Origin of the sequence: Goodfellowiella coeruleoviolacea (genome assembly GCF_024171785.1) — a bacterium.
Taxonomy (GTDB): Bacteria; Actinomycetota; Actinomycetes; order Mycobacteriales; family Pseudonocardiaceae; genus Goodfellowiella; species Goodfellowiella coeruleoviolacea.
On sequence record NZ_JAMTCK010000015.1, the window covers coordinates 97764 to 111765 of the forward strand.

Here is a 14002-nt window from a genome sequence, read left to right on the forward strand (position 1 = left end):
CCTCGGTGGCATGGCCTGCCCGCTCCCTCCCCGTCACACAGATCCCCGCGACCTCGTCCGAATCGCGCGGTGCCTACTTGTAGGCGTCGGCTGCCTTGGCCATCTCGTGTCCCACCCCGCCGACATCACCGGCGGTCGCGAACCGGCCGAAGTTCTTGGCCAGTTTTCCCATTTCGCCGCTGAGCTGGGCCAGCCGCCCGCTCTGCCGGCCGAAGGCGGCGAGCAGGGCCGCGATCCTGCTGCCGATCTGCGCGCCGAGGGCCGCCACCCGGCCGACCGTGTAGCCGATGAATCCGGCGATCGACGCGCCGAGGGTCACGACCGCTGCCGCCGCCGCGACCAGCGCGCCCTTGATCAGCTCGGCGAACAACATGGCGATCATGTCCCGGACGATGTCCCGCAGGGTGGTCACCAGCACGCCGTTGACCGCCGCGATCTTCGCCGTGGTGTCGGTGGTGTCCGCGAGCTGGCCGACCTCGTCGGCGAACTGCCGCATGCTCTCCCGGTAGGCGTCGGCGGCCTGCCCGCTCCAGCCCTGGAACTCGTCCACCGCCGCGCGGTGTTCGTCGGCGATGGCCCTGATCTGCGCGGCGTACTCCTTCAGGCCGTCGGTGTGCGCCTGGATCTCGTCCGGATCACCCATGAGCTGGTCCAGCGGTTCGCGCAGGATCGAGACGTGCTCGATCAGCCAGCCGATTCCGGCGGCCAACAGGGTGCCGAAGGGATCCACCGCGAACGCCACGGTCATCCCGGCGGCACCGATCGAGGCGAACGTGATGTTCAGGACCTGCTCGGTCTCGGACTCGGTGTCCTGTGAGATGGCCTGGTTCAGGCCGGTGAACGCCTCGACGATCCCGCTGCCCCTGAACTTGTTCTCCTCGGTGATATCGAGGCTCATCGCCCTGTCCTTCCCCTCCGCTTCCTCGTCCGCTCCCCGGGGATCGGTCGTGCTCAACCGGACGTCGCGATGCACGGTCGGCGGCGGCGTCCACCACCTCGCCGCACTGGCGGCAGACGGAGGCCGCCGACCAGATGATCACTCAGTGTAGTCAAGGGGTGGCGGAAGTCACAACGGCCAACACCGCGGTCGTTCCTCGTAGCCGAAGTGGGACTCCACGATCGCGGACAGCCCGTCCAGTTCACCGCGGATCCACTCGCGGCGTTCGGGGCTCGCGGTGCTCGCCTCGGTGGCCAGGTCGTGGACCGAGGCCAGGATGCCGGCGATCATCTGGTGGTCCTCGACCAGCCCATGCCTGACGCTGCCCGTCACCGGCACGCGACGCTGGACACCGCCAGGCAGAGACCGCTGGGCGGGGCAAGCCGCGCTATGCTCCAACCATCACACAGGTGTGATGGTTGTCGTGACGGCGGTGAGGGCAGGCGAATGCGGATCGGCGAGTTGGCGGCGCGCACCGGCACATCCCGGCGACTGCTGCGCTACTACGAGGAACAGGGGCTGATCGTGGCGACCCGGGCGGCCAACGGCTACCGGGAGTACGACGACCGGTTCGTCGACCGGGTCAAGCAGATCCGCGGACTGCTCGACGCCGGCCTGCCCACCCGGATCATCAAGCAGATCCTGCCCTGCCTGGACAAGCCCAGGACGATCTACTTCCCCGACGCCACCCCGGAGATGCTCGCCACGCTGGAACGCGAGCGCGACCGGATGACCGAGCGGATCGAGTTCCTGACCCGCAACCGGGACGCCATCAACGAGTACCTCGACGTGGTGCGCGCCAACCGGCAGCCGGACGTGGAGCTGGAGCCGGCCGTGTGACGTGCGCAGCGGGCCGGTGGCGTCGCCGAGCACGTCCGGCGGGGCGGACCCGGGGCAAGCGGGCGGTCAGTCGAGCAGCAGGCCCGACAGCACCAGGGTGAGCAGCCGGTCCACCGTGCCCTCGGCCGAGGTGGTGGTCTGCTCGTTGGCCCAGGCGATGCCGCTGGCGAGGGTGAACAGCTCCAGCGCGGTGACGTCCGCGCGGACCTGGCCGTCCTGCTGCGCGCGGGTGAGCACGCGTTCCCCGGCCTGGCGCATGGCCAGGCAGGCGGCGTGCAGTTCGGAGGTCTCGTCGCGCAGCGTGGCCATCAGCGTGCTGGTCAGGCCGCGGTAGGTGCTGGCGCCGGTGATGAACGCGCGCAGCCACGCGGTCAGCGCGTCCCGCGGCGTGGCGCTGGTGAGCAGGTCCTCGGCCAGGGTGGCCAGCCCGGTGAACCGCTCCCGCAGCAGTGCCTCCAGCAGGGCGTCGCGGGTGGGGAAGTGCCGGTACAGCGTGCCGATGCCGACGCCGGCCCGCCGGGCGATCTCGTCCAGGGACGCGTCCGTGCCGCGCTCGGCGAAGGCGGTCCGCGCCTGGTCGAGCAGGCGTTGGTAGTTGCGCCGGGCATCGGCCCGCATCGGCCGCGTTGGCGCCGTGTCGGTCATGCGCACCTTCCCGCCGGACGGTCAACCGGAGCGTGGCTCCTCATGGTAGCCCGGGGCTGATCGGAGAACGTCTCCGGTTCATTGCCGGTGTGGACCACGTGCTGGCGCGGCCGATCGCCACCAACTCGGGGTCCACAGTGGACCACCCGGGCCGGTTGGTGCCGCTGCTGTTCGGGCAGCGGCTCAGGCTGGCCTGGGCATGCCCATGGTCGTCTCGGTGTAGCGCATGCCGTACGCGGCGCCGATCTCGTTGACCTTGGCCATGTCCATCCGGCCGTCCGCGGTGCGCACGGCGTCACCCGCGGCGAACACGTCCGCCATGAAGCACTCCCACCCGCCCGGCGAGGACACCTGGATCGCGCGCACCGGCGGCTGGGACACGTTGCGCATGGCGTGCGGGACACCGCGCGGCAGCAACGCGGACATGCCCCTGGTCAGCCGGTGGGTCCGGCCGTCGAAGTCGATCTCCATCTCGCCGTCCAGCACGTAGACCCACTCGTCGGCCTGCTCGTGCACGTGCATGGGGGTGGCGATGTCCAGTTGGTTCACCAGGGCGGAGAACCGCCCCTCGGTGTCGGCGCTGCCGGCCTTCACGCCGAATCCGGGCGGCAGGGGCACCCGGGTCGGCCGCGTCTGGGTGGCGTCGAGCAGCAGGAAGCGGTCGGTGGACATGGGGATCCTTCCGGTGGGGAGGCGGTCGAACGGAATTGGAATCGGAATCCGATTCCGGTTCACCGTAGCAGTAGGATCGGTGCCGTGCCACCACCGTCAGCGGAATCCGGCGCCCCGGCCCGGGGGGCCAGCCGCAAACCGCGCGCCGACGCCGAGCGCAACCGCGCCCGGGTGCTGGCGGCGGCCCGCGAACTGTTCACCGCCCGGGGTGACGAGGTGCAGATGCCTGACGTGGCCAGGGCGGCCGGCGTCGGCATCGGCACCGTCTACCGGCACTTCCCCAGCCGCACCGCGCTCATCGCCGCCGCCGGCGAACAGCGGCACGCCGAGATCGTCGAGTTCGCCCGGGCCGAATGCCTCACCCGGTCCGACGCGGCCGAGGGCCTGGCCGCCTACCTGCACCGCATCGGCGAGGTGCTGGCCGCCGACCGCGGGCTGTCCGCGCCGGTCGAGGCCGCGTTCGGCTCCACCGAGCCGACCGGCGAGGTCCAGGCCGAGGGGCTGCGCGTCGCGGGTGACCTGCTCGCGCGGGCCAAGGCGCAGGGCGCGGTCCGCGCGGACGTCGAGGTGACCGACCTCAACATGATCGCCTGCGGGCTGGCCGCCATCATCCGGACCGGCTCCGGCGACTGGCGCCGCTACCTGCGCATCGCCTGCGCCGGGCTGCGGCCCTAGGCGTTGGCCGGCTGGGTGCTGCCTGACTGGGTGTTGGCTGACTGGGTGTCGGCTGGCTGGGTGCTGCCTGGCTGGGTGTTGGTCGGCTGGGCGGTGTCGGCCAGGGCGGCGAGCAGGTCTGCCGAGTCGGACACCCAGCCCAGGGTGCTCTCGATCAGCGCCAGGGACGCGTCGTGGTTGGCCTGGCCCTGCGGCTCGGCCGTGCAGTCGGCCAGCAGCACCGGCACGTAGTCGCGGAACATGGCGTCCCGGATGGTCGACTCCACGCACACGCTGGTGGTCACGCCGGTCACGACCAGGTTCTGCACGTCCAGGTCGCGCAGGGTGGCGTCGAGGGTGGTGTTGAAGAACCCGCTGAACCGGTTCTTGCCGATCACGATGTCCTCCGGCTGGACGGCCAGCTCGGGAATGATCTCGGTGTTCCAGGTGTCGCGCACGAGCACCCGGCCGGTGCCGCCGTCCGGCGTCGGCACCGTGGTGCCGACCGTGGTGTGGACCAGGAAGTTCTTGCTGTGGGTCGGCCCGAGGTCGGACAGGTCGGGGCGGTAGCCGTGCTGCAGGTAGATCACCCGGACCCCGGCGCCGCGCGCGGCCGACAGCACCCGGCTGACCGGCTCGATGGTGCGCCGGACCGCGGAGATGTCCAGGCCGAGCAGGTCGACCGCGCCTCCTGGCGAGCAGAAGTCGTTCTGCATGTCCACCACGAGCACGGCGGTCCGCGCCAGGTCGAGCCGCACCGGCTCGGGCCGGGCGGACAGGGTGACGGTCCGGCCCGGGCCGGCGGCGGCGGCGGTGGTCTGCTGGGCGGCGGTGGGGTGGGACATGGGCGCTCCTGACCGAGGGAAATTAGTCAAGAAGCATGATAGTCAAGATTCGTGACTTATTTCCAGGTGTTGCGCACTCGTCCCGCGTCGCCGGGGCGTCCGTGGGTCAGTTGTTGAGGGTGTCGGCCAGCTGGGGCACCAGGTGGTCCAGCGCGTAGGGCAGGCTCAGCACCGTGCCCCAGGTCAGCGCGCCCGACACCAGCGGGTCGTCGAGGAACAGCACCCGGCCCTCGGTGACCGCCTTCAGCTGCGGGTAGAGCGGCTTGGCCTCGATCTGGCCGCGCAGCGCCGGGTTGTCGCCGATGTTCCAGATCAGCAGGTCCCGGTCGAGCAGGCTCATCTGCTCGTCGCTGATCTTGGCGCCGTCCTGGGCGCCGGCGAGCGCGCCGATGTCGGCCGGGTAGCTGAACCCCAGCGAGGTCAGGAACACCGTGCGCGCGTCGGTGGCGCTGCGCGTGAACGACGAGCCCGGCTCGAACACCTCGGCCACCAGCGCCTGCTTGCCGGCGAACTCGGGGTGCTCGCCGGCCGCCTTGGTGAACCTGGCCGCCACGTCGGCGATCAGTTCCTCGGCCCGCTGCGGCTGGCCGAGCGCCTGGCCGACCACGCGGGTGCTCGCCTGCCAGGGCATGCCGTACTCGGGGTAGTCGGCCGAGGACGCCACGGTCGGCGCGATCCGCGACAGCGTGTCGTACTCCTGCTGGGTCATCCCGGTGTTCAGGCCGATGATCAGGTCCGGGTCCAGGGCGGCGATGCGCTCGTAGTCGAAGTTCTGCGAGCCGGTGAACTCGCCCTTGTTCAGCACCTCCGGCCGGGCCGCGCCGAGTTCGTCCTGGGCCCACGGCCAGGTGGCGAACTCGTAGCCGCCGTACCAGTCGGTGACCGCGACCGGGGCGACGCCGAAGGCCAGCACGAAGTCCTGGTCGGTGAAGCCCAGGGTGACGATCCGCTGCGGGGCCTGGCTGATCTCGGTGCTGCCGTAGCGGTGCGCCACCTGGGTGGGGAAGCCGCCCGAGGAGCTGGAACCGGCCGGTGCGGACGGCGCGGCGGGATCGCCGGAGCCGCTGGCGCAGCCGGTGGTCACCAGCAGGGCGGCCAGGGTGGCGGCGGTGAGCGCCGAACGGGCGCGGCGGGCGCGGGTGGGGCGCGCGGACAGAACTCGCATGAACGAAGCTTAGGCTCACCTAACTAGCGCCGAGAAGGTGGGATTCCCCCTGGTGCCGGGCGTCCCGGCGAGGAAAGTCGAGACCGCGATCACAAGGTGACGCTATGAGCGAACGCGGTGCTTCTCGGGAAGTCTGAGTCGGCCGGCTTCGTTAGGGTCGATGTTGAGATCCGCACCGCACGGTGACGGCGGGGAGCACCGCGGCGGGGCGCGGGCACAACACCGGACCGGGCGGGCGGGCCAGCGAGGTCAAGCGAGGGAGCATCGTGGGGCACGACCGCCCGAGGAGCGCACCGAGCGCGAACCGAGCACTCGAACGCGGAAGACGACGACGAAGGAGGCAGGCGTGACGCAGGGTTCCATGCCCCAGATGCGGTCGGCGGGCGCTGGGCTGAACTTGAACGACTCGGTGTACGAGCGGCTGCTCCGGGAGCGGATCGTCTTCCTCGGCTCCGAGGTGGACGACGATGTCGCCAACCGGATCACCGCGCAGCTGCTGCTGCTCGCCGCGGAGGACCCGACCAAGGACATCACGTTCTACATCAACTCGCCGGGTGGCTCGGTCACCGCCGGTCTGGCGATCTACGACACCATGCAGCTGATCGAGCCGGACGTGTCCACCTGGGCGCTGGGCTTCTCGGCGTCGATGGGCCAGTTCCTGCTGACCGCGGGCACGCCGGGCAAGCGGTACGCGCTGCCGCACACCCGCATCCTGATGCACCAGCCCTCCGGCGGCATCGGCGGCCAGGCGTCGGACATCGTGATCCGGGCCGAGGCGCTGGTGAAGATGAAGCAGGAGATCGCCAGGATCACCGCGGAGCGGACCGGCCAGACCGTCGAGCGGATCACCGCCGACGCCGACCGGGACCGGTGGTTCACCGCCGAGGAGGCCCGCGAGTACGGCCTGGTCGACCACGTCGTCACCCGGGTGGACCAGACCCCGGTTGGCCCGTGACCCAGCGGACCAGTGGCCGGTCAGCGTGGTTCGGGCTTCGTTAGGGTCGCGGGTGAGAAGCTCAAGTCTTGAGACAACTCAAGTCTTTTGGGAGTAAGTAAGGAAGGCAGGACGTGACGCAGCACCCTATGCCGCTCATGCGGTCGGCGACCGCTGGGCTGAACTTGAACGACTCGGTGTACGAGCGGCTGCTCCGGGAGCGGATCGTCTTCCTCGGGTCCGAGGTGGACGACGATGTCGCCAACCGGATCACCGCGCAGCTGCTGCTGTTGCAGGCCGAGGACCCGACGAAGGACATCACGTTTTACATCAATTCGCCGGGTGGTTCGGTCACGGCCGGTCTGGCGATCTACGACACCATGCAGCTGATCGAGCCGGACGTGTCCACCTGGGCGTTGGGGTTTGCGGCGTCGATGGGCCAGTTCCTGCTGACCGCGGGCACGCCGGGCAAGCGGTACGCGCTGCCGCACACCCGCATCCTGATGCACCAGCCGTCGGCCGGTGTGCGCGGTCAGGCGTCGGACATCCTGATCCAGGCCGCCGCCTACAGCAAGATGAAGCAGGAGTTGGCCAGGATCACCGCGGAGCGGACCGGCCAGACCATCGAGCGGATCACCGAGGACGCCGACCGGGACCGGTGGTTCACCGCCGAGGAGGCCCGCGAGTACGGCTTCGTCGACCACGTCGTCACCCGGGTCAACCAGAGGCCGGGAGCCTGACCGGGACAGAGTCCGCAGAACCACAGGAGTCAACAGTGAGCCATCTTCACCTCCCGCAGTCCCGGTACGTGCTGCCCTCCTTCGTGGAGCGCACCAGCTACGGGGTCAAGGAGTCCAACCCCTACAACAAGCTGTTCGAGGAGCGCATCGTCTTCCTCGGCGTGCAGATCGACGACGCGTCGGCCAACGACGTGATGGCGCAGATCCTGTACCTGGAGTCGGTCGACCCCGACCGCGAGATCCAGATGTACATCAACTCGCCCGGTGGCTCGTTCACCGCGCTGATGGCCATCTACGACACCATGCAGTACGTCCGCCCGGACATCACCACGGTCTGCCTCGGCCAGGCCAACTCCGCGGCCGCCGTGCTGCTGGCCGCGGGCACGCCGGGCAAGCGGCAGGCCCTGCCCAACGCGCGGGTGCTCATCCACCAGCCCGCCATGGAGGGCGTCTACGGCCAGGTGTCCGACCTGGAGATCCAGGCCACCGAGATCCAGCGGGTCCGTCGCCAGATGGAGAACACGCTGGCCAAGCACACCAAGCGGTCGGTCGAGGAGATCCGCAAGGACATCGAGCGGGACAAGATCCTCACCGCCGAGGAGGCCCGCGAGTACGGCATCATCGACGAGGTGCTGCCGTACCGGAAGCTGTCGGCCATGAAGTGAACCACTGCTCCGGCGGGGCTGCCACCACCCCGGTGCTCGCGCGCCGCGGTGTCCAGCCCCGTCGGCGGTGACCCGCCCCGTCGGCGGTGTCCAGCCCCGTCAACCGCACCCCCTGCCGGCCACGACAGCCCCTTCCGGCCGCCGCGCCACCCCCAACCCGGCACCCGCCTTGCGAATTCCGGTCGCCGTGTCGAATTCCAGTCGATACGAAGTCGAATCGTTGACACCGCTGTTGCGGGTATGTGAATCTCAGCTGGGCGCGGCAGATCCTCAGGTTGCTTTTCCAGCAACGACAGAGCGCGGATGAATGCTGCCCGAAGTGTGGCGGCGGAATTGTTCTGAAATTCCGCGCATTCGCGGTTCTGTCGGGAAAAAGCGCGCCTGCCCGGATTACCGGAAGGGAAGCCGTGATGCGAAGAGTGTTGGCCAGCGCGCTGGCGGCCGTGGTCGTGGCCGGCGCGGTGGCGGTGACGCAGGGCGCGGTGACGTCGAACGCGGCCGGGGCCCAACCGCTGGCCGCGCCGGCCGCCGCCGCGGAAACCTATTCGTGGCGCAACGTGGAGATCGCCGGCGGCGGTTTCGTCCCGGGCATCATCTTCAACCGCAAGGAAGCCGACCTCAGCTACGCGCGCACCGACATCGGCGGCGCCTACCGGTGGGACAAGGCCACCAGCCGGTGGATTCCACTGCTCGACTGGGTGGGGTGGAACCAGTGGGGCTGGAACGGGGTGGTCAGCCTGGCCACCGACCCGGTCGACGCCAACCGGGTCTACGTGGCCGCCGGCATGTACACCAACAGCTGGGACCCCAACAACGGCGCGGTCCTGCGCTCGGCCGACCGGGGCAGGACCTGGCAGAGCACCAGCCTGCCGTTCAAGCTCGGCGGCAACATGCCCGGCCGGGGCATGGGCGAGCGGCTGGCCGTCGACCCGAACAACAACAAGGTCCTCTACCTGGGCGCGCCCAGCGGCAACGGACTGTGGCGCAGCACCGACTCCGGCGTCACCTGGTCGAAGGTCACCGCGTTCCCCAACCCGGGCAACCACGTGGCCGACCCCGGGGACAGCTCCGGCTACAACAGCGACAACCAGGGCGTGGTGTGGGTGACCTTCGACCCGCGCACCGGCCGCGCCGGGTCCACCACCCAGACCATCTACGTGGGCGTGGCCGACAAGCAGAACACCGTCTACCGCAGCACCAACGGCGGCACCAGCTGGGAGCGGCTGGCCGGCCAGCCCACCGGCTACATCGCGCACAAGGGCGTGCTGGACGAGACCAACGGCCTGCTCTACCTGGCCACCAGCGACACCGGCGGCCCCTACGACGGCGGCAAGGGCGACGTGTGGAGGTACAACACCGCGACCGGCGCGTGGACCCAGGTCAGCCCGATCCCGTCGAGCAGCTCCGACGACTACTTCGGGTACAGCGGGCTGACCGTGGACCGGCAGAAGCCGGGCACCCTCATGGTCGCCACCCAGGTCTCCTGGTGGCCGGACATCATCATCTTCCGCAGCACCGACAGCGGCGCCACCTGGACCCGGATCTGGGACTGGAACGGCTACCCCAACCGCACCACCCGCTACACCCAGGACATCACGTCCGTGCCGTGGCTGACCTTCGGCGCCAACCCGCAGCCCCCGGAGACCACGCCCAAGCTGGGCTGGATGACCGAGGCGCTGGAGATCGACCCGTTCAACTCCAACCGCATGCTCTACGGCACCGGCGCGACCATCTACGGCACCACCAACCTCACCCAGTGGGACACCGGCGGCAAGATCACCATCAGGCCGACCGTGGCCGGGCTGGAGGAGACCGCCGTGCTCGACCTGGTCAGCCCGCCGTCGGGCCCGCCCCTGGTCAGCGCGCTCGGTGACATCGGCGGGTTCCGCCACGACGACCTGACCAAGGTCCCGGCCAGCATGTTCACCCAGCCCGTGTTCACCAGCACGACCAGCCTGGACTACGCCGAACTCAATCCGGCGTCCCTGGTCCGGGTCGGCAGCTTCGACAAGTCGGCCCGACCCAACGACAACCGCGTGGCCTTCTCCACCAACGGCGGCCAGAACTGGTGGCAGGGCGCCGAGCCCAGCGGGGTGACCGGCGGCGGCACGGTGGCGGCGGCCGCGGACGCCAGCCGGTTCGTGTGGAGCCCCGAGGGCACCGGCGTGCACTACTCGGTCGGCTACGGCAGTTCGTGGACGGCCTCCTCGGGCATCCCGGCCGGCGCGGTGGTGGAGGCCGACCGGGTCAACCCGAAGAAGTTCTACGGCCTGTCCGGCGGCAGGTTCTACGTCAGCACCGACGGCGGCGCCACCTTCACCGCGTCCGCCGCCACCGGCCTGCCCACCTCGGGCAAGTTCAAGGCGGTGGCCGGTCGGGAGGGCGACATCTGGCTGGCCGGCGGCGACTCCGGCCTGTGGCGCTCCACCAACTCCGGGGCCAGCTTCACCAGGGTGACCAGCGTGCAGGGCGCCACCAACATCGGTTTCGGCAAGGCCGCCACCGGCAGGACCTACCCGGCGCTGTACGCGGTGGCCACGGTCGGCGGCACCCGGGGCGTGTACCGGTCCGACGACACCGGCGCCAGCTGGGTGCGCATCAACGACGACCAGCACCAGTACGGCAACATGGGGGACGCCATCACCGGCGACCCGCGCGTGTACGGCCGGGTGTACCTGGGCACCAACGGCCGCGGCGTGCTCTACGCCGACCGCGTCGGCTGACCCCGCGCCGCGGACCACGCGGCAGCAGATCAGCCCAGGTCGGGCCGGCGGGGCGACGGGACGGCCGGACCGGTGGGGTGGCGGCGCCACGACCACGCCGACCACCGGTCCGGCCCCGCGCACCCGGTGTCGACTGGTCGGCTCCGCGCTCGCCGTGGTGCTCGCGCGTCGGCGCCGCACAGGGACCTCCCACCTGGTTCACAGCCCGTTCACGCAACCACGACGTGGACTGGACCGTCCTTCGGGCAGGCCACCCCGGTCAACACTCCCGGGGCTTGCCGCCGCCGCTGTCACCGGCAGGACAGAATCTGCCGGAGGAGTGGATTCGCCGGGTTTCGGCGGGACCCGCGAGGTTCGCCGGAACACCGCGACCGGGATCCTGGGCGGCGACATAGGCTGGACCAACCCGATCTGTGAGGAGTGGTTGTGGACTTCGAGCGGCTGGCAGGTTCCCTGCTGTCGTCGCTGCACAGCTTCTTCGGGATCACCCTGTGCCCGGGAGACTGGGCGTGGACGGCCACCGCGGCAGGCGCGGTCATCGGCCTGATCCCGATGTTCGGCGCGCTCGCCGCGCTGGTGGTGCGCCGGATCAGCGGCAACGACTACGGGCTCGGCGCCGGCCTGGTCTTCGTGGTGCTCGGCCTGGGCACCTGGCTCGCCCTGCCCTGGTGGCTGTTCGAGGGCATCCGGGCCGCGCTCAGCTCCGGCAGCCACGGTGGCGCCGCTCTTGGCCCGGAGGGCCGGTCGCTGCTCGGGCCGACCTGCGGGGTCATCGAGCAGGCCGACTACCTCGTGTACTCGCCAACCACGGCGGAGCTGGCGTCCGGTTCCACGTCGGGCCTCGGCTGGCTGTCGGTGCTCTCCGCCGGAATCGCCCTGGTGCTGGGCCTGCTGTGCCTGCTGTTCCAGATGATGCAGGCCGGCTCGGCCTTCCGCACCGGGCCGCACTGGCCCCGCCGGGTGTTCTGGCCCGCGTTCGTGGTGTTCCTGGCGGTGAGCTTCGTCAGCCTGCCGGCCACCCTGCTCAGCCACCTGCTGCTGGGCATGCTGCCCGCGACCGTGGTCGGCTCGCTGGTGGTCCGGCTGTTCGGGGTGAGCACGGCAGCGCTCAACCGCTCCGGCGCCGACTCGGCCGAGGAGCAGCGGCAGTCCGCCCAGGCGCTCGCCGCCGAACAGCAGCGGCGTGCCCTGGAAGCCGCCCAACGCGACGAGCAGCGCCGCGCCGCCGAACGCGAGGAACAGCGCCGTGAAGAGCAGCGCCGCCTCGCCGCCGAGCGGGAAGAGCAGCGCCGCCTCGCGGCCGAGCGGGAAGAGCAGCAGCGCCGGCAGGTGGCCCAGCAGCAGCAGAACCCGCCGCCCTACCAGCCGCCGCAGCACATCCCGCCGTACCAGCCGCCGCCCTACGAGCCGCCGCCGGTCCGCCGCGAGTACCCCAGGACCCTGCTGGCCGACCAGCAGTCCATGGCCGGTGGCCCGCCCACCGGGCAGGGCAACCTGGCGGACACGCCAGGACCGCTGCCGTTCGGCCTGGGCGCGCTGGCCGGTGCGGCCGCCGCGGGCGCGACCGGGAACACCCCGGGCAGCACGGGTGGCACCACCCAGCGCACCCAGTCGTCCGGTCGACTGCCCGGCCAGGGCCGGTTCGAGCGGATTCGCCAGCTCGGCCGGGGTGGGTTCGGCACGGTGTGGCTGGCCAGGGACACCCAGCTGGACCGCACGGTCGCGGTGAAGCTCGCGCACGCTCCCGACGAGGAGACCGAGGAGCGGATGCTGCGCGAGGCCAGGGCGCTGGCCGTGGTCCGGCACCCCAACTGCGTGCGGGTGTACGACATCGTGCAGGACGACGACGGCCTGGCCATCGTCATGGAGTACATCGAGGGCCGCACCCTGTCCGAGGTGGTGCGCGAGTCCGGCCCGCTGCCCGACGTGCACGCCGCCCGGCTGTGGGCGACCATGGCCGACGCGCTGGCCGCCGCGCACGCCAAGGGCGTGCTGCACCGCGACGTGAAGCCGTCCAACATCGTGGTGGACGAGGAGGGCAACGCCCACCTGCTCGACTTCGGCATCGCCAGGGCCAAGGGCGACACCAGCCTGACCGCCACCGGCATGATGGTGGGCACCCCCGACTACCTGGCCCCCGAAGTGGCCAGGGGTGAGCAGGCCAGCCCGTCCTCGGACTCCTGGCAGCTGGCCGCCACGGTCAGCTACGCGCTCACCGGGCACGCCCCGCGCGGGGAGCGGGAGAACCCGATCGCCGCGCTGATGGCGGCGGCCCGAGGTGAGCCGTGCACCCAGCTGCCGCAGCACAGCGCCCACCACCGGCTGCTGGTGGCCGCGCTCGGCCCGGAGCCGGGGCGGCGGCCCACCCTGCCCACGGTCCGCGACGAGCTGCACGGCTGGCTGGCCAGGGCGGGCGAGCGGCAGAACGGCCCGGTCACGAAGTTGATCAACCGGCAGACCACCAAGCTGGGCTCGGGCGACACCACCGTGGCCGCCGGCCCGTCATCCGCTGGCCAGGCGCCGGCTGGTGGCGCTGGCCCGACCGGTGCGGCTGGCCCGACGGTGCTGGCCGGCCAGACCGGGCAGGCGGGCCACTCGGGACCTGCCGGCCAACCGGGTCAACCGGGTCAGTCGGGCCAGGTTGGTCAGCCGGGGCAGGTTGGGCAGCCGAGTCAGTCGGGTCAGTCGGGCCACGTTGGCCCGCCGAGCCAACCAGGCCAGGTTGGGCAGCCCGGTCAGCTCGGGCAGTCGGGCAGGCAGCGCGACCCGCAGGTGGCGGACCCCACCAAGCGGGTCGGGCCGAACACCCCGCCCGCGCCGCACCGCCCCAACCCGACCAAGCAGTTCGACCCGCGCCAGCCCAACCCGACCCGGCACTACGAGCCGCCGCAACACCCGCCGACCCGCAAGTACGAGCCGTGACGCGGTGACAGCGAGGTAGGGCGACCCCATCCACGTTCAGCCGGACCACCTGGCGCGGCCTCTAGCACAGGTTCACCGGCCCGACCGGAGATCACCCGATCGTGGATGGGGTTGTCCACACCCCCGCTGGTTGTCCACAGGCGTCATCAGCGAGCCGCTACCGGCGGGGTGGACTGGGTAGGCTGGTCCAGGGGACGCCCCCCTGGGAGGGCGGGGGTGTGATCTGGCGGGCAGACAAGGACCAGCCCCCGCCGATGTGG

13 protein-coding genes are annotated in these 14002 nt (G+C 71.1%); 7 read left to right on the forward strand and 6 right to left on the reverse strand.

The genetic code is table 11. From position 1 onward, the window contains the following. Positions 1–73 precede the first annotated feature (73 nt). Positions 74–898 (reverse strand): WXG100 family type VII secretion target, encoded by an 825-nt coding sequence (locus LX83_RS28345; RefSeq protein WP_253776810.1) that lies wholly within the window; start codon positions 896–898, stop codon positions 74–76. A 168-nt stretch (positions 899–1066) separates the two neighbouring features. After that, positions 1067–1270, reverse strand: coding sequence for a hypothetical protein (locus tag LX83_RS28350; RefSeq protein WP_253776813.1), 204 nt, complete (start codon positions 1268–1270; stop codon positions 1067–1069). A 114-nt stretch (positions 1271–1384) separates the two neighbouring features. Between LX83_RS28350 and LX83_RS28355 the strand changes: the two genes are divergently transcribed. After that, entirely contained in the window at positions 1385–1777 is a 393-nt protein-coding gene (locus tag LX83_RS28355) for a MerR family transcriptional regulator (protein WP_253776815.1), read from the forward strand. A 66-nt stretch (positions 1778–1843) separates the two neighbouring features. Here the strand turns inward: LX83_RS28355 and LX83_RS28360 are convergent, their stop codons facing one another. Both LX83_RS28360 and LX83_RS28365 read right to left on the reverse strand, forming a co-directional pair. Then, a complete protein-coding gene (locus LX83_RS28360; RefSeq protein WP_253776817.1) occupies positions 1844–2422 on the reverse strand; it encodes a TetR/AcrR family transcriptional regulator in 579 nt (192 codons plus the stop codon). A 183-nt stretch (positions 2423–2605) separates the two neighbouring features. Continuing rightward, entirely contained in the window at positions 2606–3094 is a 489-nt protein-coding gene (locus tag LX83_RS28365; RefSeq protein WP_253776819.1) for a cupin domain-containing protein, read from the reverse strand. 84 nt (positions 3095–3178) lie between these two features. On the opposite strand from LX83_RS28365, the gene LX83_RS28370 reads away from it, so the two are divergent. Then, entirely contained in the window at positions 3179–3769 is a 591-nt protein-coding gene (locus tag LX83_RS28370; RefSeq protein ID WP_253776821.1) for a TetR/AcrR family transcriptional regulator, read from the forward strand. On the opposite strand, the gene LX83_RS28375 is transcribed toward LX83_RS28370, so the two are convergent. Beyond that, on the reverse strand, positions 3766–4593 hold the full coding sequence (locus LX83_RS28375; protein ID WP_253776823.1) for an isochorismatase family protein: 828 nt from the start codon (positions 4591–4593) through the stop codon (positions 3766–3768). The two genes, LX83_RS28370 and LX83_RS28375, sit on opposite strands and share 4 nt — an antisense overlap. A gap of 106 nt (positions 4594–4699) precedes the next feature. Then, positions 4700–5758: an iron-siderophore ABC transporter substrate-binding protein gene (locus tag LX83_RS28380; protein WP_253776825.1), complete on the reverse strand. Its 1059-nt coding sequence runs from the start codon at positions 5756–5758 to the stop codon at positions 4700–4702. Positions 5759–6119: 361 nt separating this feature from the next. On the opposite strand from LX83_RS28380, the gene LX83_RS28385 reads away from it, so the two are divergent. The 5 genes from LX83_RS28385 (at position 6120) to LX83_RS28405 (ending at position 13742) form a co-directional block, all read left to right on the forward strand. Then, positions 6120–6713, forward strand: coding sequence for an ATP-dependent Clp protease proteolytic subunit (locus LX83_RS28385; protein WP_253777097.1), 594 nt, complete (start codon positions 6120–6122; stop codon positions 6711–6713). A 128-nt stretch (positions 6714–6841) separates the two neighbouring features. After that, positions 6842–7432, forward strand: coding sequence for an ATP-dependent Clp protease proteolytic subunit (locus LX83_RS28390; RefSeq protein WP_253777099.1), 591 nt, complete (start codon positions 6842–6844; stop codon positions 7430–7432). A gap of 35 nt (positions 7433–7467) precedes the next feature. Continuing rightward, entirely contained in the window at positions 7468–8097 is a 630-nt protein-coding gene (locus tag LX83_RS28395; protein ID WP_253776826.1) for an ATP-dependent Clp protease proteolytic subunit, read from the forward strand. A 410-nt stretch (positions 8098–8507) separates the two neighbouring features. Next, the gene (locus LX83_RS28400) at positions 8508–10820 is read left to right on the forward strand and encodes a WD40/YVTN/BNR-like repeat-containing protein (protein ID WP_301329049.1); all 2313 of its coding nucleotides are present in this window, start codon (positions 8508–8510) and stop codon (positions 10818–10820) included. Positions 10821–11246: 426 nt separating this feature from the next. After that, entirely contained in the window at positions 11247–13742 is a 2496-nt protein-coding gene (locus LX83_RS28405) for a protein kinase domain-containing protein (protein ID WP_253776828.1), read from the forward strand. Positions 13743–14002: the final 260 nt, after the last annotated feature.

Excerpts from the sequence above, each read along its gene's own strand:
- LX83_RS28345 (WP_253776810.1), bottom strand. The coding sequence starts at position 898 with ATGAGCCTCGATATCACCGAGGAGAACAAGTTCAGGGGCAGCGGGATC.
- LX83_RS28355 (WP_253776815.1), top strand. The coding sequence starts at position 1,385 with ATGCGGATCGGCGAGTTGGCGGCGCGCACCGGCACATCCCGGCGACTG.
- LX83_RS28360 (WP_253776817.1), bottom strand. The coding sequence starts at position 2,422 with ATGACCGACACGGCGCCAACGCGGCCGATGCGGGCCGATGCCCGGCGC.
- LX83_RS28365 (WP_253776819.1), bottom strand. The coding sequence starts at position 3,094 with ATGTCCACCGACCGCTTCCTGCTGCTCGACGCCACCCAGACGCGGCCG.
- LX83_RS28375 (WP_253776823.1), bottom strand. The coding sequence starts at position 4,593 with ATGTCCCACCCCACCGCCGCCCAGCAGACCACCGCCGCCGCCGCCGGC.
- LX83_RS28380 (WP_253776825.1), bottom strand. The coding sequence starts at position 5,758 with ATGCGAGTTCTGTCCGCGCGCCCCACCCGCGCCCGCCGCGCCCGTTCG.
- LX83_RS28385 (WP_253777097.1), top strand. The coding sequence starts at position 6,120 with ATGCCCCAGATGCGGTCGGCGGGCGCTGGGCTGAACTTGAACGACTCG.
- LX83_RS28390 (WP_253777099.1), top strand. The coding sequence starts at position 6,842 with ATGCCGCTCATGCGGTCGGCGACCGCTGGGCTGAACTTGAACGACTCG.
- LX83_RS28400 (WP_301329049.1), top strand. The coding sequence starts at position 8,508 with ATGCGAAGAGTGTTGGCCAGCGCGCTGGCGGCCGTGGTCGTGGCCGGC.